This window comes from Pseudonocardia yunnanensis, from assembly GCF_039534065.1.
Lineage (GTDB): Bacteria > Actinomycetota > Actinomycetes > Mycobacteriales > Pseudonocardiaceae > Pseudonocardia > Pseudonocardia yunnanensis.
This window is the reverse complement of the sequence record NZ_BAAAUS010000059.1, coordinates 182,069-202,495: the sequence shown is the minus strand read 5'-3', so window position 1 is coordinate 202,495 and position 20,427 is coordinate 182,069. Positions and strand designations below refer to the sequence as shown.

14 protein-coding genes and 2 tRNA genes are annotated in these 20,427 nt (G+C 70.8%); 14 read left to right on the top strand and 2 right to left on the bottom strand.

Annotated features, from left to right (window positions below):
• Positions 1 to 49 precede the first annotated feature (49 nt).
• From ABD743_RS40080 to ABD743_RS40035, 10 genes are all read left to right on the top strand, one after another.
• Positions 50 to 2,053, top strand: a complete 2,004-nt coding sequence (locus ABD743_RS40080) for a glycosyltransferase family 39 protein (RefSeq protein WP_344729234.1) — start codon at positions 50 to 52, stop codon at positions 2,051 to 2,053.
• The gene (locus tag ABD743_RS40075) at positions 2,050 to 3,999 is read left to right on the top strand and encodes a glycosyltransferase family 39 protein (RefSeq protein WP_344729232.1); all 1,950 of its coding nucleotides are present in this window, start codon (positions 2,050 to 2,052) and stop codon (positions 3,997 to 3,999) included. Before ABD743_RS40080 ends, ABD743_RS40075 begins: the two co-directional genes overlap by 4 nt.
• A 205-nt stretch (positions 4,000 to 4,204) precedes the next feature.
• Positions 4,205 to 5,464 (top strand): bifunctional glycosyltransferase family 2/GtrA family protein, encoded by a 1,260-nt coding sequence (locus tag ABD743_RS40070; protein WP_344729230.1) that lies wholly within the window; start codon positions 4,205 to 4,207, stop codon positions 5,462 to 5,464.
• Entirely contained in the window at positions 5,461 to 7,341 is a 1,881-nt protein-coding gene (locus tag ABD743_RS40065) for an ArnT family glycosyltransferase (RefSeq protein WP_344729228.1), read from the top strand. The genes ABD743_RS40070 and ABD743_RS40065 overlap by 4 nt, the downstream gene beginning before the upstream one ends.
• 294 nt (positions 7,342 to 7,635) lie before the next feature.
• Entirely contained in the window at positions 7,636 to 9,444 is a 1,809-nt protein-coding gene (locus ABD743_RS40060; protein ID WP_344729226.1) for an ArnT family glycosyltransferase, read from the top strand.
• A gap of 68 nt (positions 9,445 to 9,512) precedes the next feature.
• Positions 9,513 to 11,129, top strand: a complete 1,617-nt coding sequence (locus ABD743_RS40055; RefSeq protein ID WP_344729224.1) for an AMP-binding protein — start codon at positions 9,513 to 9,515, stop codon at positions 11,127 to 11,129.
• Between the two features lie 50 nt (positions 11,130 to 11,179).
• Entirely contained in the window at positions 11,180 to 12,064 is an 885-nt protein-coding gene (locus ABD743_RS40050; protein WP_344729222.1) for a ferredoxin family protein, read from the top strand.
• Positions 12,065 to 12,075: 11 nt separating this feature from the next.
• Positions 12,076 to 13,260, top strand: a complete 1,185-nt coding sequence (locus ABD743_RS40045) for an acyl-CoA dehydrogenase family protein (protein WP_344729220.1) — start codon at positions 12,076 to 12,078, stop codon at positions 13,258 to 13,260.
• A 106-nt stretch (positions 13,261 to 13,366) separates the two neighbouring features.
• Positions 13,367 to 13,876 carry a PH domain-containing protein gene (locus tag ABD743_RS40040; RefSeq protein ID WP_344729218.1) on the top strand — a complete coding sequence of 170 codons (510 nt, stop codon included), beginning with the start codon at positions 13,367 to 13,369 and terminating at the stop codon, positions 13,874 to 13,876.
• Positions 13,873 to 15,495 (top strand): PH domain-containing protein, encoded by a 1,623-nt coding sequence (locus ABD743_RS40035; RefSeq protein ID WP_344729215.1) that lies wholly within the window; start codon positions 13,873 to 13,875, stop codon positions 15,493 to 15,495. Before ABD743_RS40040 ends, ABD743_RS40035 begins: the two co-directional genes overlap by 4 nt.
• Before the next feature lie 12 nt (positions 15,496 to 15,507).
• Here ABD743_RS40035 and ABD743_RS40030 read toward each other — a convergent pair whose 3' ends face one another.
• Positions 15,508 to 17,067, bottom strand: a complete 1,560-nt coding sequence (locus tag ABD743_RS40030) for a helicase HerA-like domain-containing protein (protein ID WP_344729213.1) — start codon at positions 17,065 to 17,067, stop codon at positions 15,508 to 15,510.
• Positions 17,068 to 17,169: 102 nt separating this feature from the next.
• On the opposite strand from ABD743_RS40030, the gene orn reads away from it, so the two are divergent.
• From orn to ABD743_RS40015, 3 genes are all read left to right on the top strand, one after another.
• Complete coding sequence (gene orn, locus ABD743_RS40025; RefSeq protein WP_344729211.1) at positions 17,170 to 17,805, top strand: oligoribonuclease; 636 nt, start codon at positions 17,170 to 17,172, stop codon at positions 17,803 to 17,805.
• Positions 17,806 to 17,839: 34 nt separating this feature from the next.
• A tRNA-His gene (locus ABD743_RS40020) sits at positions 17,840 to 17,912 on the top strand.
• A gap of 87 nt (positions 17,913 to 17,999) precedes the next feature.
• A tRNA-Lys gene (locus ABD743_RS40015) sits at positions 18,000 to 18,075 on the top strand.
• 44 nt (positions 18,076 to 18,119) lie between these two features.
• Here the strand turns inward: ABD743_RS40015 and ABD743_RS40010 are convergent.
• The gene (locus tag ABD743_RS40010; protein WP_379658958.1) at positions 18,120 to 18,707 is read right to left on the bottom strand and encodes a tyrosine-type recombinase/integrase; all 588 of its coding nucleotides are present in this window, start codon (positions 18,705 to 18,707) and stop codon (positions 18,120 to 18,122) included.
• A gap of 495 nt (positions 18,708 to 19,202) precedes the next feature.
• On the opposite strand from ABD743_RS40010, the gene ABD743_RS40005 reads away from it, so the two are divergent.
• On the top strand, positions 19,203 to 20,342 hold the full coding sequence (locus ABD743_RS40005; protein ID WP_344729207.1) for a helix-turn-helix domain-containing protein: 1,140 nt from the start codon (positions 19,203 to 19,205) through the stop codon (positions 20,340 to 20,342).
• Positions 20,343 to 20,427: the final 85 nt, after the last annotated feature.

Genomic DNA, 20,427 nt, shown 5'->3' with positions numbered 1-20,427 from the left:
CAGGCATCCCATTGGGATGGCACAGGCCGAATCTCCAGCCTCGGCACATATGACCACCACGCTTGCGGCCACCGCCGACCCGCCACACATCGGGCATCCGCGGCCGCGCCGTAGCTCGTCCCTGGCCCGGCGGGGCGCGGTGGTCGTCCTGCTCGCAGCCACCGCGGCGCTGTATCTGTGGGGGCTCTCGGCCTCGGGCTGGGCCAACGCGTTCTACGCCGCGGCCGCACAGGCAGGCGGCGTGAGCTGGAAGGCGTGGTTCTTCGGCTCCTCGGACGCCGCCAACTCGATCACGGTGGACAAGACGCCTGCGGCGTTGTGGGTCACGGGCCTGTCGGTGCGCTTCTTCGGGCTGAGCAGCTGGAGCATCCTCGTCCCGCAGGCGCTGGAGGGCGTCGCCACTGTCGGGCTGCTGTACGCCTCGGTACGGCGCACCGCGGGCACTGCGGCCGGGTTGCTGGCCGGTGCGACGCTCGCGCTCACCCCCGTCGCCGTGCTGATGTTCCGGTTCAACAATCCCGACGCGCTGCTCACGCTCCTGCTCGTCGCGGCGGCCTACGGCACGCTGCGCGCCGTCGAGTCGGGCCGGACACGGTGGCTGGTGCTCGCCGGCGCGTTGATCGGGCTCGGGTTCCTCACCAAGATGCTGCAGGCGTTCCTGGTGGTGCCCGCGTTCGCGGCGGCGTGGCTGCTGGCAGCGCCGGTCACCGTCGGACGCAGGGTGCGCGACCTCGCGCTGGCGACCGCGGCCCTGGTGATGGCGGGGGGCTGGTGGGTGCTGGTCGTCGAGCTGTGGCCCGCGGACTCGCGGCCCTTCATCGGCGGCTCGCAGACCAACAGCGTGCTCGAGTTGGTGTTCGGCTACAACGGCTTCGGCCGGTTGACCGGCAACGAGGTCGGCAGCGTCGGCGGTGGGGCGGGCGGCCGGACGGGCGGCTGGGGCGAAACCGGCCTCACGCGCCTGTTCGACGCGGAGCTGGGCGGGCAGGCGTCGTGGTTGCTGCCGGCGGCGGTGGTGCTGCTCGTCGTGCTGCTGTGGTCGACGCGCCGGGCCCCGCGTACCGATCGGCTGCGGGCGGCCACGGTGGTCTGGGGCGGATGGCTGCTCGTGACCGCCGCGGTGTTCAGCCTGATGGCGGGGATCTTCCACCCCTACTACCTGGTCGCGCTGGCGCCCGCCATCGCGGCGCTCGTCGGCATCGGGGCGGTGACGCTGTGGCGGCGCCGGGCCGCGGTCGCCCCGCGGGTGATCCTGGCCGTGCTCGTCGCGCTGACGGCCGGATGGGCGTTCGTGCTGCTGGGACGGAGCCCGCAATGGCAGCCCTGGCTCGCGCCTGCGGTGCTCGTCGCGGGCGTGGTCGGTGTGGCGGGACTGCTGGTCGTGCACCGGCTGCCGTACGGGCCGGCAGCGGTGGTCGCGGTCGTGGCCGTGGTGGCCTCGTTCGCCGGCACCAGCGGATTCGCCCTGGCCACGGCGGCCGTCCCGCACACCGGAGCGATCCCCTCCGCGGGGCCCCAACGGTCCGGTTTCCCCTTGTCCGGGCTGCGACTACCCGGGCTGCACGGGGTCGGCGGCAAGAACGGGGCCGATCGCCCGGCTCGGCCCGGCCCGCGCCAGCCAGGGATCGGCGCCGGGCAGGCGCGCTGGGGGCTGCTCAGCGGCGGATTCGGCGGATTCGCCACACTCCTCGACTCCCCCGCGATCTCGCCGGACGTCGACGCGCTCCTCGAACACGATGCCGCCGACTACACGTGGGTCGCGGCCGCCGTCGGGTCCAACAGCGCCGCCGGCTACCAGCTGGCCACCGGTTCACCGGTGATGGCCGTCGGTGGGTTCAACGGTACGGATCCCTCGCCGACGCTCGAACGGTTCCAGCAGCTCGTGGCCGACGGGCAGGTGCACTGGTTCGTCGGCGGCGCGGGACCGGACGACACCGCGAGCGGCGGGAGCGACGAAGCCATCCGGATCGCCACCTGGGTCGCGTCGAACTTCACCCCGGTCACGGTCGACGGCCGGACGCTCTACGACCTGACGAAGCCGGTGGCGCCATGACGGCCACCCTCGCCCCGAGCGGTCCGCCTCCCGTCACGGCCGTGCCACCGCCCCGGCGCCGGCACGAGCGCCTCGCGCTGGCCGTGCTGCTCGCCGGCACCGCGGTGTTGTACCTGTGGGACCTGAGCGCGTCCGGCTTCGCCAACGGCTTCTACGCCGCGGCCGTCCAGTCGATGACCCGCAGCTGGAAGGCGTTCTTCTTCGCCTCCTTCGACGCGGGCAACGTCATCACCGTCGACAAGCCACCGGCGTCGCTCTGGGTGATGGCGCTGTCGGGACGGATCTTCGGGTTCTCCTCGTGGAGCATGCTCGTGCCGGAGGCGCTGATGGGCGTCGCCACGGTCGCCCTGCTCTACGCCGCGGTGCGCAGGGTCAGCGGACCCGACGCCGGACTGCTCGCAGGCGCCGCCATGGCGCTGACGCCCGTCGCCGTGCTGATGTTCCGGTTCAACAACCCCGACGCGCTGCTCGTGCTGCTGATCGTGGCCGCCGGATACGCGACCGTCCGGGCGGTCGAGGTCGCCTCCACGCGGTGGTTGCTGCTCGCCGGGGTGCTCATCGGGTTCGCGTTCCTGGCCAAGATGGGACAGGCGCTGATCGTGGTGCCCGCGCTCGCACTGGCGTATCTCGTGGCGGCGCCCACGGGGTTCTGGCGCCGGGTCCGCCAGCTCGTCGCCGCGGGGATCGCCCTCGTCGTGGCGGCAGGCTGGTGGGTGGCCGCCGTGGATCTGTGGCCCGCCGCGGACCGTCCGTACATCGGCGGCTCGGCGACCAACAGCGTGCTCGAGCTCGCACTCGGCTACAACGGGCTCGGCCGGATCTTCGGTCACTTCGGAATGCCCCACCCCTCCGGTGGGGACGCAGGGGCGCACCCTCCGGCCGGAGCCCCGCACGAGGCGATGCCGCCACATCCAGCCCCCACGGGTGGCTTCCCGGGCTTCGGCGGCGGACCCGGGCTCACCCGCATGTTCGGCACCGAGGTGGCCTCGCAGGTCTCGTGGCTGCTGCCGGCCGCGCTCGCGCTCCTCGTGATCGGGCTGTGGTCGACACGGCGGGCCCCTCGCATCGACCGCACCCGGGCGTCCCTCCTGCTGTGGGGTACGTGGACGGTCGTGTCAGCGCTGGTCTTCAGCCTGGCGTCGGGGATCTTCCACTCCTACTACACGCTGGCGCTGGCTCCGGGGATCGCAGGACTGGTCGGCATCGGCGGCCGCGAGCTGTGGCTCCACCGGGCGACGTGGGCAGGCCGGTCCGCGGCGGCGCTGGTCGTCGCCGGCACGGCGGTGTGGTCGGTGGTCATACTCGACCGCTCCGCGGAGTTCCTGCCGTGGCTGCGCTGGGTGGTGGCGGCCGTCGGCGTGGTGGCCGTACTCCTACTGCTGGTGCGGCCGGGCGGGCGGCGTCTCGGCGCGGTCACCGCGCTCCTGGTGTTGCTCACGGGTGGCCTCGCTCCTGCCGCCTACGCCGTGCAGACCGCGGCGACTCCGCACACCGGCAGCACGCCGAACGCCGGACCACCCACGGGTGCGGAGAGCCTGTTCCTCGAGCAGCTCCGGCAACATGCCGACTCCCTCCCGTTGGGGGTGGCGGCCCTGGTCGGCGGACCCGATCCGCAGATCGCTCCCGATCTCGTCACGCTCCTGCGGCACGCGGGGACGACGTGGTCGGCGGCCGCGGTCGGCGCCCAGGCCGCCGCGCCCCTCGCCCTGGCCAGCGGGACCTCGGTGATGGCCATCGGCGGGTTCTACGGCGCGGATCCTGCTCCCACCCTCGCGCAGTTCCAGGGATATGTCGCCGCGGGACAGGTGCACTACTTCTTCGCGGGAAACCGGAGCCATTCCGGAGGGCAAGAGCGGTCCGCGATCGCCCGGTGGGTGGAGGGTTCCTTCACCCCCGTCGACGTCGGCGGCCAGACGCTCTACGACCTGACCCGGCCGATGCACTGATCGCCCGCGGAGGGGGATGCCGATCTCTTGGCGACAAGGTTCGCCCCGGCGACAGTCCACGCCGGACCGTGTCTGACCTCGCGAAACGGGCGGACGGACGAGGTTGCTGTCGCATGAGCAGCATCACAGCCGGAGGGGCCGACGCACAGCCCGCGCACAGGATCGGCACAACGGCCGGACAGCGATCCCACCAACGATCGCCGACATGAGCGTCGACAGCGCCCCGCATATCGCCCCCGCCGGCCGGTCTCTCCCTCCTGTGCTCGACGTTGTCGTCCCCGTCTACAACGAGGAAAAAGATCTGGCCCTATCGGTTCACCGCCTGCACAGCCACCTCAGCGAGCACCTTCCCTTTTCGTTCCGGATCACGATCGCCGACAACGCGAGCACCGACGCGACGCCGCGCATCGCCGCCGAGCTCGCCTCCGAGCTGACCGGTGTGACCGCGATGACGATGGTGCAGAAGGGCCGTGGCCGGGCACTGCAGGCGGCCTGGTCGAGGTCCGACGCGCAGGTGCTCGCCTACTGTGACGTCGACCTGTCGACGGATCTGGCAGCAATGCTCCCGCTGGTGGCGCCGCTGATCTCCGGACACTCCGACCTGGCGATCGGCACCCGCCTCGGTCGCGGCTCCCGCGTGGTGCGCGGTGCCAAGCGGGAGTTCATCTCCCGCGCCTACAACATCCTGCTGCACGGGGCGCTGGCCGTCAGGTTCTCCGACGCTCAGTGTGGCTTCAAGGCCATCAGGGCCGACGTCGCACAGCGGCTGCTGCCGCTGGTGGAGGACACCGGCTGGTTCTTCGACACGGAACTGCTCGTGCTGGCCGAGCGCAGCGGCCTGCGCATCCACGAGGTGCCCGTCGACTGGGTGGACGACCCGGACAGCCGGGTGGACATCGTCAAGACCGCAATGGCCGACCTCAAGGGTGTGGTCCGGGTGGGCCGGGCACTCGCCGCGGGCCGGCTCCCGGTGCAGGAGCTGCGCGGCCAGCTCGGCCGGGGCGCACTCACCGGGCCGGAGGTCGCCGGTGTACCGCGAGGGTTGCCGGGTCAGCTGATCCGGTTCGCGGCGATCGGTGTGATCAGCACTCTCGTCTACCTCGTCCTGTACGCGTTGATGCGCGGCTCGCTCGGCGCCTTCAACGCCAACCTGGTGGCGCTGGTCGTCACGGCCATCGGGAACACCGCTGCGAACCGCCGGGTCACCTTCGGCGTCCGTGGCGGGGCCGCGGCCGCGGCCCACCACTTCCAGGGCCTGGTCGTGTTCGGCCTCGGGCTCGCCCTCACCACGGCGGCTCTGGCTGCGCTGAAGCAGTGGGCACCGGAAGCGGGCAGAGTCATGGAGCTGATCGTGCTCGTCGCCGCGAACGGGGTTGCGACGATCCTGCGCTTCATCGCGTTCCGGTCGTGGATCTTCCGGCCTCGCCGGGCGGTCACCGCGGCCACCCAGGAGGCCCGGCCATGACCGCAGTCGCCGCCGAGAGGGTCCCTCGGGTCGGCGCAATGCCGCAGGTCCGGCGCGATCGTCTCGCACTGGGCGTGCTGCTCGCGGCCACCGCTGCTCTCTACGTGTCCGATGTCGGGGCTTCTCGCTACTCGAACACGTACTACTCCGCGGCCGTCTGGTCGATGACGCACAACTGGAAGGCCTTCTTCTTCGGTTCCTTCGACATCGGCAATGTGGCGACCACGGACAAGACCCCGGCCTCGCTCTGGTTGATGGCGTTGTCCAGCCGGATCTTCGGCTTCTCCCCGTGGAGCATGCTCGTCCCGATCGCGCTGACCGGCGTGGCGACCGTCGCCCTGGTCTACGCCGCCGTGCGGCGGGTCAGCGGACCCAACGCCGCCCTGCTCGCAGGTGCGGTGATGGCGCTGACGCCGGTGGCCGTGCTGATGTTCCGGATGAACAACCCCGACGCGCTCGCCACCCTGCTCATGGTGGGCGCGGCCTACGCCACGATCCGCGCGATCGAGTCGGCGTCCACCCGTTGGTTGCTGCTCGCCGGGCTGCTGCTCGGCATCGGGTTCCTGACCAAGATGGGCCAGGCCTTCATCGTCGTGCCCGCGCTTGCGCTGGCCTACCTCGTAGCCGCCCCGACCACCGTGTGGCGCCGCATCGGGCAACTCCTCGCGTCCGGCGTCGCCATCGTGGTGGCGGCCGGATGGTGGGTGGCCATCGTCGAGCTGTGGCCCACCGACGACCGCCCCTACATCGGTGCCTCGCAGAAGAACAGCGTGCTGGAGCTCGCGCTCAACTACAACGGGGTCGGCCGGCTCGTCGGCGACGACAAGCACGGCACCACCGGCGGCATGCGAGGCGGCGGCTTCGCCAGCAGCCCCGGCATCGGTCGCATGTTCAGCAATGAAGTGGGATCGCAGGTGGCATGGCTGCTGCCCGCCGCCCTGATCCTCCTGCTGATCGGGCTCTGGTTGACCCGTCGCGCCCCACGCACCGACCGTGTCCGCGCATCCCTGCTGCTGTGGGGCGTCTGGACGCTCGTGACGGGGGTGGTGCTCAGCTATGTCGCTGGTGACTTCCACTCCTACATCACGGTGACGCTCGTCCCCGGCATCGCCGCACTGGTCGGCATCGGCGGCCACGAACTGTGGAAGCGCCGGGCGACACAGAAGGGCCGGATCGCGCTCGCGGTGACCGTGGCGGTCACGGCGGCCTGGGCGGTGGTGCTGCTCGAGCGTTCCCCGGACTTCCTGCCATGGTTGCGCTGGTTGGTGGCACTCGCCGGTGCGCTCACCGTGGTCGCGCTGCTGGCCAAGCCGGCCGTACGGCGCTGGGGGGCGATCACCATCACCCTGGCGACGCTCACCGCGTTGCTCGCACCGCTCGCCTACGCCATCGACACCGCGGTGACACCACACGCCGAAAAGCCGAGTGCAGGCCCCAAGGTCGACTACGGCACGAAGGACGACGACTCCGACGAACAGCCCGCGGACTTCGACCCCTCCGCCCCGTCGGGTACAGAAGCGCTGTTCACTCCGCTGCTGGGATTCCAGCCCCAGTTCGTCACGGCGCTGCAGCAGGCGGGGACGAAGTGGTCGGCGGCGACGGTGGGCTGCCGCGATGCCGCGGTTCCCGCACTGGCGAGCCTCACCTCAGTGATGTGCATCGCCGGGTTCAACGGCAACGACCCGGCGCCCACGCTGAAACAGTTCCAGAGCTTCATCGATGCGCGTCAGGTGCACTATTTCATCCTCCCGGAGCCCAGTCGGCGTTTCAAATCTCCGATCACGAAGTGGGTGCAGGCCAACTATCCTGGCTCCGTGGTCGGCGGGCAGATGCTTTACGACCTGACCCGGCCTCCGCAACCACAGCCCCAGGCCTGACCGCTCACGTGCTCATATAGGCCTCAGGTCTCGACATAGCCGAATTTTGGAGGGCACAAGGGCTGCCTGATTCATTCCATTGACGGCGTTACCACGGGCGGCGCTGATCGTCTTCATCGCCGCAAAAAACACACTGGCAACGATCCTGCGGTTCGTCGCGTTCCGTTCGTGGATCTTCCGCCCGAGGCGCTCCAGCGCCCCTGACGCTCAGGAGATCAACCTGTGACCGCAACCGTCGCCGCGAGGCTCCCCCGAATCGGGGCACTGCCGCAAATCCGGCGCGATCGTCTCGCGTTGGGCGTTCTGCTCGCGGCCACCGCCGCTCTCTACGTGTCCGATCTGGGCGCTTCTCGCTACTCGAACACGTACTACGCGGGGGCCGTCTGGTCGATGACGAGGAGCTGGAAGGGCTTTTTCTTCGGTTCCTTCGACATCGGCAACATCACGACCACGGACAAGCCACCGGGCTCGCTGTGGCTGATGGCATTGTCCAGCCGGATCTTCGGCTTCTCCCCGTGGAGCACGCTCGTCCCGATCGCGCTGACCGGCGTGGCCACGGTCGCTCTCGTCTACGCCACCGTGCGGCGGGTCAGCGGAGCCAACGCCGCCTTGCTCGCGGGCGCGGTGACGGCGCTGACGCCCGTGGCCGTGCTGATGTTCCGGATGAACAACCCCGACGCGCTCGCCACACTGCTGATGGTGGGCGCGGCGTACGCAACCGTCCGCGCGATCGAGTCCGCATCCACCCGCTGGTTGCTGCTCGCCGGAGTGCTCCTCGGGTTCGGGTTCCTGACCAAGATGGGCCAGGCTTTCATGGTCGTGCCCGCGCTTGCGCTGGCCTACCTCGTGGCAGCTCCGACCGGCCTGTGGCGCCGCATCGGCCAACTCCTCGCCTCGGGCGTCGCCATCGTCGTGGCAGGCGGATGGTGGGTGGCCATCGTCGAGTTGTGGCCTGCCGCCGACCGCCCGTACATCGGTGGCTCCGCGGACAACAGCGTGCTCGACCTCGCACTCGACTACAACGGGATCGGCCGGCTCGTCGGCGACGACAAGCACGTCGTCACCGGCGCGACGCGAGGGGGCGGCTTCGCCAGCACTCCCGGCATCGGTCGCATGTTCAGTGACGAGGTGGGTTCGCAGGTGGCATGGCTGCTGCCGGCTGCACTGGTCCTCCTGCTGATCGGGCTCTGGCTGACCCGTCGCGCCCCACGCACCGACCGCATCCGCGCCTCCCTGCTGCTGTGGGGCGTCTGGACACTCGTGACGGGGTTGATCCTCAGCTTCGTCGCTGGTGACTTCCACTCCTACATCACGGTGACGCTCGTCCCCGGCATCGCCGGCCTGGTCGGTATCGGCGGACGCGAGCTGTGGAAACACCGAGCGACACAGCACGGCCGGATCACGCTCGCGGTGATCGTGGCACTCACGACGGCCATGTCGGTGGTGCTGCTGGAGCGCTCACCGAACTTCTTGCCATGGCTGCGCTGGGTGGTGATCTCCTTCGGGGTGCTCTCCGTGATCGGCCTGCTGGCGCGGCCCGCCGGACGGCATTGGGAAACTGCGGCCGTCGCCCTGATCATGCTCACCGCGCTGATCGCACCGTTCGTCTACGCCATCGACACCGCAGCGACACCGCACGGCAGCAAGCCGCTCGCCGGCCCGCCCGCCGACCACGGCACGAAGGACGACGGCTCCGACGACCAGCCCGCTGACTTCGATCCCTCGTCCCCATCGGGGGATACCGCCTTGTTCACCCCACAGCTGGGATTCGAGCCCGCGTTCATCACGCTGCTGCAGCAGGCGGGAACGAAATGGGCCGCCGCGACCGTGGGCTGCCGCGATGCTGCGGTTCCCGCGCTGGCGAGCCTCACCCCTGTGATGTGTATCGGGGGGTTCAACGGCAACGACCCGGCGCCCACGCTCGAACAGTTCCAACAGTTCAGCGCCACGCACCAGGTGCACTACTTCGTCCTCCCGGAGCCCAGTCATCGTTCCAAATCTCCGGTCACGAAGTGGGTGCAGGCCAACTACCCGGGCTCCGAGGTCGGCGGCCAGATGGTCTACGACCTGACCGTGCCCGCGCAACCGCAACCCCAGCGCTGAGTGCACAGACGCGTGGATCGCGTCGCTGAGCGCTGCGGGGTCACACCTACCGCTGGGAGACTGAGGCCGTGATCGATGTGCTCACGCGGGTGCTGGCAACCGTGCAGGCGGGCGCCGAGGAAGCGGTCGGATCGGGACGCGCGATCGTCGCGCTGACGCGCTCCGGTGTGGTCCGCCCCATTCGCCCCGACCGGCTGCTCGGAATGGGTCTGGGGCTGGTGCGCTACGGCTTCAGCATCACGGCCATCTACGAGATGGGGGCGGCCCGGCATCCCGACCGCACCGCGATCATCGACGAGGACGGCTCGCTCACCTACGGCGATCTGCACCGCCGGACGGACGCCATGGCCCGCGGTTTCGCCGCCACCGGCGTCGGTCCCGGGGTGCGCGTCGGGGTGCTGTGCCGCAACCACCGCGGCGCCGTCGAGGCACAGGTCGCGGTCGGCAAGCTGGGGGCGGACGTCGTTCTGCTCAACACCGGGCTCTCGGCCGGGCAGCTCCGTGACGTCGCGACGGAGCAGAAGCTGCACACCGTCGTCGCCGACACGGAGTTCGGCGCAGCGCTGGCCGGGCTGCCGGAGGACTGCTCGGTCGTCCACGACCTCACCGAGCTGGACGGCTCCGGTCCGCTGCCGCTGCGACCTCCTGCGGGCCGCACGATCGTCCTCACCTCCGGCACCACCGGCACGCCCAAGGGCGCGCGCCGCCCGCCACCCCGCAGCCTCGCCCCCGCGGCGGCGATCCTGTCGACGATCCCGCTGCGCGCGGCCGAGCCGGTGCTGATCGCGGCACCCCTGCTGCACACATGGGGTTTCGCCGCGCTCCAGCTGGCCGCGCTGCACGGAGCGCCGGTGGTACTGCGGCGGAAGTTCGACCCGGTCGGCTTCCTGCACGCGGCCGAGGAACAGCGCTGCGACGCCGTGTTCGCCGTTCCGGTGATGCTCAAACGGGTACTGGAACTGCCCGCCGCGGAGCTCGACGCCGCGTGGTCGACGCACCGGCCGCGGATCGTGGCCGTCAGCGGGTCGGCCCTGCCCGCCGATCTCGCCACGACGTTCTTGGACCGCTTCGGCGACGTGCTCTACAACCTCTACGGCTCCACCGAGGTGTCCTGGGTGAGCATCGCCTCGCCCGCCGACCTGCGCGCCGCACCCGGCACCGCGGGACGGGCCCCGGCCGGCACCCAGCTCGTGGTGCTCGACGAGGACGGACAGCCCGTTCCCGTCGGCACCGAGGGGCGCATCTTCGTGCGCAACGACATGCCGTTCGAGGGCTACACCCGCGAGGGCTCCGACGTCGAACGCTCCGGCGGGCTGCTCGGCACGGGCGACATCGGCAGGCTCGACCAGCACGGCAGGCTGCACCTCACCGGCCGCGCCGATGACATGATCGTCTCCGGCGGCGAGAACGTGCACCCCGGACCGGTGGAGGACCTGCTGGCCGCCCGGCCGGAGGTGCGCGAGGCCGCCGTGACGGGCGTCACCGACGAGCAGTACGGCCAACGGCTGGCCGCGTACCTGGTGCTCGAGCCCGGCTCCTCCGTCGACCCCGACGACGTCCGTGGCTGGGTGCGTGCCGAACTCAGCCGGTTCTCGGTGCCCCGTGACGTCGAGTTCGTCGACGAACTGCCGCGCAACGCCACCGGCAAGGTCGTGCACCGGGAGCTCGGCACCGACCGGAGCTGAAGGAGGTGTCACCCGCCTGAGTTAGGGCAGCCTTGGATACGCTGGCGGCGATGGCTGACGGACGGGTGGGCGCTGCACGGTGCGCGGTGCTCGCTCGCGCTCTCGACGAACCGCTGGCCGGAACGAGCCCTGTCGCGTCCCGCTGGGTGTGTGTGGAGCACCGGGGCGCGTGGCCACGGGCGGTCGGCAGCCACGCCGACCCGTCGGTCGCGGCCTTCGCCGCACGAGCCGAGGCCGGCGGATGGCGCCTGCTCCTCATCCGGCGTCCGGGCAGGCAGTGCGACGATCCCGACGGCCCCTCGCGCATCTACCTCACCGACACCGCTCCCGGCACGGCCCACACCACCGTGCTCACGGTGGCCGGGCCTGCGGAGCTCGCCGACGTGACCCTGCCCGGCCCTGGCGAGTCGCTGCCCGGTGCCGCCGTCCCCGACCCCCTGCTGCTGGTGTGCACCCACGGCAGGCGTGACCGCTGTTGTGCCCTCGACGGCCGGGCGCTCGCCATGGCCCTCACCGGCGTGGACGAGCTGGACGTCTGGGAGTGCACCCACCTCGGCGGCCACCGTTTCGCCCCCACCGCGCTCGTCCTCCCCACCGGGTACGTCTACGGACGGCTCGACCAGGCAGGGGCGGTTGCGGCATACAAGGCGGCGGCGTCGGGCGAGGTCGAGACGGCGATGTGCCGCGGACGCTCGACGTGGACGCCGGCGGGTCAGGTGGCCGAGCTGGCGGTCCGCGCTGCCACAGGGCTGCGTGACGCCGAGGTACTGCACGTCGGCCACGCTCCGGGCGGGGCGATCGTCACGGCGCAGGACGGCAGGCGCTGGTCGGTCGACGTCGCCGAGGTGGCAGGCCGACCACGCCCCGCCTCCTGCGGCGACGACCCCGTGCCGTCCAGGGCGCTGCGGGCGGCCGGGATGCGTCGGCTCGCGTAACGTCCACGCGCGTGATCCCGCCGGTGGCGCCGCCCGATGCGTCCCCTTCTGCGGCAGCGTCCGTCGCGGCCCTGTTCGCGCCCGAACCTCGCGTGGCCGAGCATCCGGCGGTGCGCACCGCCGCCCGTATCTCGGCCGACGTGCTGGCCCCGCACGCCGTGGCCGCCGACGATCCGGCCCGTGGCGTCGACCCCGCCCACCTCACGCTCATGGCGGAGCAGGGCCTGCTGTCGATGAAGATCCCGGCCCCGGAGGGCGGCCACGGTGCCGACGACCGGGTGGACGCGGAGACGGTCGAGCTGGTCAGTGGGGCCTGTGGGGCCACCTGGTTCGTCACCACCCAGCACCGCTTTCCGCAGGCGCTCTCCCGCGGTCCGCTCCCGGGACTACCTCCGGAGGCCATCGAGCTCGGGCCCGCTGCCGTCCGCCACCGAGCAGGGCTGGCCTCGGCGAGCACCGACGCCGGCATCGCGATCGCCCATATCCGCAGGCCCGGGCCCCCTGCGGTGCGCGCGGCGGCCCGCGGCAGCGGCTGGGTGTTCTCCGGCACGGCCGACTGGTGCACCGGCTGGGGGCTGCTCGACGTCGTCATGATCGCGGCATCCACCCCCGACGACCGGTTCGTGCTCGCTCTGCTGCCCGCCGCCGAACGCCCCGGCCTCCGCGCGGGCGCGGCGCTCCCGCTGGCCGTCATGGGGGGTACGCGCACGGTCGCCCTCGAGATGGACGGCCTGCAGATCGGCGCCGAGGACGTGCTCGCGACCATCGACGCCCCGGCGTGGCGCACCCACGACACCGCCCGCACCGCCAACACCACCCCGGCGTCGATGGGATTGCTGCGCCGCATGCTCGTCGCGCTCGCCGAGGTCGGTGAGACGCGCGACCGGCCGGAAGCCGTCGAACTCGCCCTGGCGCTCGCGGAGCGCGCCGCCCACGTCCGGGCGGAGGCGTACGCCCTGCTCACCGCGGTGCCGCTGCATGACCGGGTGCCCGAACGGACGATGCTGCGTGCCGAGGTCACCGAGCTGGCGGTGCGCACGGCGAACGCGCTGATCGCCGCCCGATCGGGCAGTGCGCTGCTGCTGGCCAGCCCGGAGCAGCGGTGGGCCCGCGAGGCCGCGTTCCACCTGATCCAGGCACAGACGGCGGGGGTCCGCACCGCCCAGCTGAAGGCCTTCGGCGCCGGCCCGGAGTGACGCGGCCCGGCGCGGGGCAAACCCCACGTCGGATCGGGGGTTGTGCCTCTGGCCTGTGGGGTTCTTCGGACTTCCGGGCTCCTTGGATCACCGGCACACTCCTGCCATGGCCACCGCCGCCCCTCTCGCACTCCCTCTTCGCCCACCCGCCCACCAGGTCAGCCCGCGGGCCGTGCGGTGGTGGCAGCTGCGGGCCGCGGTGACGCTGGTGGTCCTCGTCGTCCCGCAGGTCGTCGTGCTGGTCGTGATGGGCGAGGGAGCGCCGGGCTGGCTCACGTGGACGGCTGCGGCCACCGCTGTGGTCACCCTCGGCTACGCGATCCTGGTGCCGCCGCTGCTGTACCGGATCCACCGCTGGGAGGTCACCCCCGAGGCCGTCTACACGCTGTCGGGGTGGCTGGTGCGGGAGTGGCGCATCGCCCCGATCTCCCGCGTGCAGACCGTCGACACCGAACACGGACCGCTGCAGCAGCTGCTCAAGCTGGCCACCGTCACCGTCACCACGGCCTCGGCACGCGGGCCGGTCAAGATCAGCGGCTTGGAGGCCCACGCCGCCGCCGAGCTGGCCCGCACGCTCACCGAGACCACCCAGGCCACGCCGGGCGACGCGACATGACACCCGGCACCGACATCGACGCCACCGGCGCCGACGCGCCACCCGTCGTCGAGACGCCGTGGCGACGGCTCGACAAACGGATGCTGGTCGTGAGCCCCATCGCCGGCCTCGTCCGGTTGCTGCCGGTCGTGCTGATCCTGCTCGTCACCGGACGGCAGGGCACCCCGATGCAGGTGTGGTTCCCCCTCGGGATCGGCGTGCTCGTCGTCATCGGGGGCGCGGTGCGGTGGCGGACCACCCGCTACCGGATCACGGCGGACCGTGTGGAGCTGCACACGGGGTGGCTGCGCCGCCAGCGGCGCTCGGTGCCGCGCGACCGGATCCGCACCGTGGACCTCACCGCGAAGCTGCTGCACCGCATCTTCGGCCTGAGTGTCGTACACGTCGGAGCGGCGTCCGGATCGCCGATGGAGAGCGCCGGGCTCCGACTCGACGCCGTCAGCAAGACGGAGGCCGACCGGCTGCGCCGTGAGCTGCTGGACCGCTCCCCCACCGCCGCCGGTCCCGGGGCGGTCGAACACGCCCCTGTGGCACCACCGCGCCCACCCGCCACGGAGCTGGCCCGGCTGAACTGGTCGTGGCTGCGCTTCGCACCACTGACGTTCTCCGCGATCGCCGGCATCGGCGCGATGGGGGCGGCGGTGTTCAACCTGATCGGCGAGCTCGGTGTCGACCCCCGAGACATCCCCGCCGTCGACGACGCGGCCGACCGGCTCACCAGCACCCCCATCTGGGCCACCATCGCGGTGGTGGCGGCGCTCCTGCTGGTGGTCGCCGTGGTCGGCGCCATGGTGCTCTTCGCCGAGCGCTGGTACGGCTACCGGCTCACCCGTGAAGCCGGCGATCCCGCGGCCGCTGCGACCCCGTCCGCCGGAATCGGCACCGGCACGCTGCGCGTCCGGCGAGGTCTGCTCACACGGCGCTCCCTCTCGGTGTCCGAGCAGCGGCTGCGCGGCGTGGAGGTCGTCGAGCCGCTGCTGCTCCGCGCCGGACGCGGCGCCTACTCCAAGGCGCTCTCCACCGGGCTCACCCGCTCCGCACAGGGCGGGGCGCTGCAGCCGCCCTGCCCACGCCCCGAGGCCCATCGCGTGGCGTCGGCGGCGCTGCGCGAACAGCCGAACGAGATCACCCTCGCCCCACTGCGCAAGCACCCGCCCGCCGCGCTGCAACGGCGCATGACCCGTGCGCTCGTACCCACCGCCGTACTGGTGGCGGGCCTGTTCGTCGCCGGGTCGGCCGTGCCCTTCCTGGCCGGGCTGGCGATCCCGAGCCTGCTGCTGCTCCCGCTCGCCGCCCTCGTCGCCCTCGACCGTTTCCGGAACCTGGGCCACGAGCTCACCGCCCGCTACCTGGTGAGCAGGCATGGCTCCATCCAGCGGCGGACCGTCGCCCTGCAACGGGCAGGCGTGATCGGCTGGACGTTCCGGCAGAGCGTCTTCCAGCGCCGATCAGGACTCGTCACGGTGGAGGCGATCACTGCGGCGGGCGCGGGCGGCTACCAGGTGCTCGACGTCGCCGCCGCCGACGGCGTCGCACTCGCCGACGCCTCGGTTCCGCACCTGCTCACGCCCTTCCTCGCGACAGCGGCCCCGGAGGATCCGCGGCTCGGCCCCCGCTGAGATCGCGAGCTGTCACCGCCTGCGGGTGCCGAACATGCCGCGCGTGATCTCCCTGCCCAGCGCACTCGCCGCCGACCGGAGGAACGACTTGACCACCGGCGAGGCGAGGACGTCCTCGACCATGCTCGGCTCCTCGCGCTCGCGACTCGGCGGAGGCTCGTAGGCCGGCGGTGGGACGTCGGCGGGCATCGGAGCGGGCGGCGGCTCGGCGATCTTCGCCGTGAGCCGCTCGTAGGCCGACTCGCGGTCGACCGTCTGCCCGTACTTCGCATAGAGCGGAGACGCCTTGGCTGCCGCGGTGATGGCGTCGTTACCGATCGCGGCCATCAGCGAGCGCGGCGCCCGCATCCGGGCCCAGGCCACGGGGGTGGGCGCACCGCGTTCGGAGAGCACCGTGACGATCGCCTCGCCGGTGCCCAGCGAGGTGAGCGCCTCCTCCATGTCGTAGTTCTTCGTGTTCGGGTAGGTGCGTACGGTCTTGGCCAGCGCGGCCTGGTCGTCGGGGGTGAACGCCCGCAGTGCGTGCTGCACTCGCGCGCCGAGCTGCGAGAGCACGTCGTTGGGGATGTCGGTCGGCAGTTGGGTGCAGAAGAACACACCGACACCCTTCGAGCGGATGAGCTTCACCGTCTGCTCGATGCGTTCCAGGAACGCCTTGGACGCGTCCGTGAACAGCAGGTGCGCCTCGTCGAAGAAGAACACGAGCTTGGGCTTGTCAAGGTCGCCCGCCTCGGGGAGGTCCTCGAACAGCTCCGCGAGCAGCCACATGAGGAACGTCGAGTACAGGCGCGGGTTGGCCACCTGGTCGGACAGCTCCAGCAGCGTGACGACCCCCTTGCCGTCGACCAGCCGGAGGAGGTCGGAGGGCTCGAACTCGGGCTCGCCGAAGAAGGCCTCCCCGCCCTGGGCCTCGAGGTTGACCAGCGCCCGCAGGATCACCCCTGCGGTGGCCGAGGAGACCCCGCCGATGCCCTTGAGGTCGGCCTTGCCCTCGCTGCTGGTCAGGTGCTGGATGACCGCGCGCAGGTCCTTCGTGTCCAGCAGCGGCAGGCCACGCTGGTCGGCCCAGTGGAAGATCAGCCCGAGCGTCGACTCCTGGGTTTCGTTGAGGTCGAGCACCTTCGACAACAGGATGGGCCCGAACTGTGTGAGCGTGGCCCGGATCGGGACGGCCGAGCTGCCGCCGCCGAGAGACATGAAGTCGACGGGGTATGCGGTGGGTGCCCAGTCGTCGCCGGTTTCCCGGGACCGCTGCTCCATCTTCGGTCCGGGCTCACCGGGTCGCGACATCCCCGACAAGTCGCCCTTGACGTCGGCCAGGAACACCGGGACCCCGGCAGCCGACAGCTGCTCGGCGATCCCCTGCAACGTCTTGGTCTTGCCGGTGCCCGTCGCACCCGCAACCAGGCCGTGCCGGTTGAGAGTGGCGAACGGGATGCGCACGCGCGCTGACGGGTCGACCACCCCGTCGACAACGACCGTGCCCAGTTCGAGGGCGGCCCCGTCGGTGGCGTACCCGGCGGAGATTTCCCGTGCTGCAGAGCTCTGATCAGCGCCGATTGTGTTCTCCACGGGCCGGAGCCTAGCCGGAGGGCCCCCTTCCGGCAGGGACACGAACGCGACTCACCCCGCGCGGGGGGCGGTGGCTCCGGCCCCAGGCCTAGTGTGACGGGGGTGAACGACCGTCTGGTATGGATCGACTGCGAGATGACCGGGCTGGATCTCCAGCGCGACGCCCTCATCGAAATTGCCGTTTTGGTGACCGATGGCGACCTCAACGTGCTCGGCCGCGGCGTCGACGTCGTCATCCATGCGGACGAGTCGGCGCTTGCCGGCATGCCCGACGTCGTGCGTGAGATGCACGCCCACTCCGGCCTGACCGAGGCCGTCCGTGCGTCGACCGTCACGATCGCCGAAGCCGAGGCGCTCTCGCTGGCCTACATCCGTGAGCACGTCCCGGAGCCGCGCAGCGCCCCGCTCGCCGGCAACTCGATCGCCACCGACCGCGGCTTCCTCTCCCGCGACATGCCCGAGCTCGACGCCCACCTGCACTACCGCATGGTCGACGTCAGCTCGGTGAAGGAGCTGTGCCGCCGCTGGTTCCCCCGGGTGTTCTACGCGAAGCCCGAGAAGGGCCTCGCGCACCGCGCGCTCGCCGACATCGAGGAGTCGATCCGGGAGCTCGAGTACTACCGACGCACCCTCTTCGTCCCACAGCCGGGACCGACCACGGAGCAGGCGCAGGCCGCTGCGGCGCAGGTCGCGGGCCAGGGGGTAACCCGGTTCGATGTTGCGGAGCCGCCGCGCTAGGCTTGTGGAGGTTCCGGCCGAGGCCGGAACCATGGTGGGTGTAGCTCAGCTGGTAGAGCACCTGGTTGTGGTCCAGGAAGTCGCGGGTTCGAGTCCCGTCACTCACCCTGTGTCGGGGCTACCCCCGCCGCACGGCCCGCCGGATGAACGTGTAGCGTTTCTCCTCGGCGCCGAGCGGTAGGGCGTCACGACATGCGCCGCTAGCTCAATAGGCAGAGCAGCTGACTCTTAATCAGCGGGTTGGGGGTTCGATTCCCTCGCGGCGCACCAGCTCAACCACTGTTTCGGTCCTCGGACCGAGCTTTTGGCAGCTGTCATTGACAGCAACGCCCTCGTGTCAACTGATCGTCGAGCGCTCTCCGCTGGGCGTCCAGGTTCACGTGCCCGTAGACGTTCATCTCGGACCACATGCGGGTGAGGTTCCGTGGTTCGAGCGGAGTCCCGTGGCGGTGGATACGAAGCGTGCGGGCCTCGAAGTCGACGTGCTCCCAGCGCAGTCCGCACACCTCGCTGCGGCGGAGCCCGAGCATGACGAGGAGAACCCACAGGGCGTGACGGGAATCATCAGTAGTTGCGTCGAGTAGCGTTCGCGCCTCCTCCACGCTCAGCGGCTGCTTGACCTCAGCCTTCGGGCGCTCGACCCGAACCATCTTGGCCACGTTGCGGCTGACCAGCTCCTCGCGATGAGCATGCTCCAGAGCCACACGGAGAGTGGCGTGGACGTATTGGGTCGTCCGTGCTCCGACGCCATCGGCCCGCATCCGATCGATCATGAGACGGACGTCACGCACTCCCAGCTGAGCAAGCTTCTTCTTCCCGATACTGGGCAGGAGGTACAACCTCGTGTTGCGTTCATGGGCCCGCCAGGTGGTCGCCCGCACGTGCTGCTTGACGTGGACCAGCCACTTCGAGGTAGGCAGCCAGTGTCAGCCGGGGCGGCGGCATAGGGACGTTCTTCTGGGCGCGGTCCACCAGTTCGCGGAGCTTGTTGCTCGCCTCCGCCCGCGTCTTGGCGTAGACGGGCTGCCGACGGATTCCTCCGCCCACCACAGGTACGTAGGCTGCCGCGATCCATCGCCCAACCTTGCGCTGGTAGATACTCCCCTCGCCATTGATGTTGCGACTCATGCGACCTCGCCCTCTTCGTCGAGCATGCGACGGGCGTGGCCGCCGAAACCGAGCATGTGTGTCCAGCGTCGTAGCCGGCCGGCCACGCGCCGGCAAATCGAGCATCGCCGAGTGGAGGAGGGTCATCCTCGCTGGCCGCAGATCGTCTTAGCGCGCCCGAGCGGCCCGCCCGCGCCAAGTGCAGGCCTGGATCGCGGGGATGACCCACGAGTGGTATTGACAACTCGCGGAATTCAACATGTGGGCGCCGATGATATGAATCTTCGTTGGTGCCGCCACGTGCCACTATCTACATAAATCGGAATGTGGATTTTGTGACAGGCAACGCTGGAGTTAGCCTCGCGACCGTGCAGATTCGCGAGTTCGCCGGCGAGGAGTTCGAAGACGTTGCCAGTGAGTCCCTCATACCGGCAATCGTGCGGACTGGTCCCGATTTTCGCGGGAGGATGGCGTCGCAGGAACTGGGCGAGGACTTGACACTCTCGCAGTTGCGCTGGGGGCCGTGGTCGGCGGGCCGGACCGACCGGATGGCAGCGAGGACGTCGGAAGACAACTGGATGCTCTTCGCCGTACACGTGGCCGGCCGGGGACGCATTTCCCAACACGACCGCCTGGCGGAGCTGGGGGCCGGTATGGGGTTTTTGCACGAGGCGCGTAGCCCCTCCAAGTGGGTCTCGCAGACCGAGACACGGCATCTCGTCTTGTCTTTCTCCCGCGAGCTGCTGCCGTTACGTACGGCCGAGATCACCGAGGCCTGTGCACGCAGCATGGATCCCGCATCCCCGGCAATGCAGCTGCTATCCGCCTACCTCGGTCGGTTGTTTCAGATCGCCGACGGCCTCACCGCGCCGCAACGGATGGACTCCGGGCACGCCGCGATCGACCTGCTCGCGATGGCGCTGCGAGACGTCGTCCCCTCGATACCGGGTAGTGAGGGCTCTTCGGGGGTGCTGCTGGACATGATGCGCAGGTACGTCCGCAAGCACCAGACCGATCCGCACCTGCGGGTGGAGGAGCTGGCACGGTGGCACCACGTCTCGGTCAGTCACGTGTACACCCTGTTCGAACGGATCGGGACCACGCCCGGCGCCTACCTGCGCGAGCAGCGGCTGCTCGCGGCACAGGCGATACTGTCCGACCCCCGGTACGCCCAGCTCGGCATGTCGGACATCGCGGCTGCGGTGGGGTTCGGCGAACGCAGGACGTTCGACCGAGCGTTCCGGCGGCACTACGGGATGACGCCCGGCAGCTGGCGCCGTGAGCATTGCCACTCGAGGTCTGCTCTCGCAACGTCGACGAGGAAACGCCTCCCCGCTGACAAGGAAACGCTCGCCCCGGATACCGCAGGGGTTGACGCCGCTCGCCCACGCCAAGTGCAGGCGTGGATCGCAGGCATGATTCCCGAGTAATATTGACGAAATCACAGAGATTCGACATGCCAACTCGGTCTTGCTGGCAAGCTGCGCGGAAGCACCGAGACAGCATGTAGCAGCC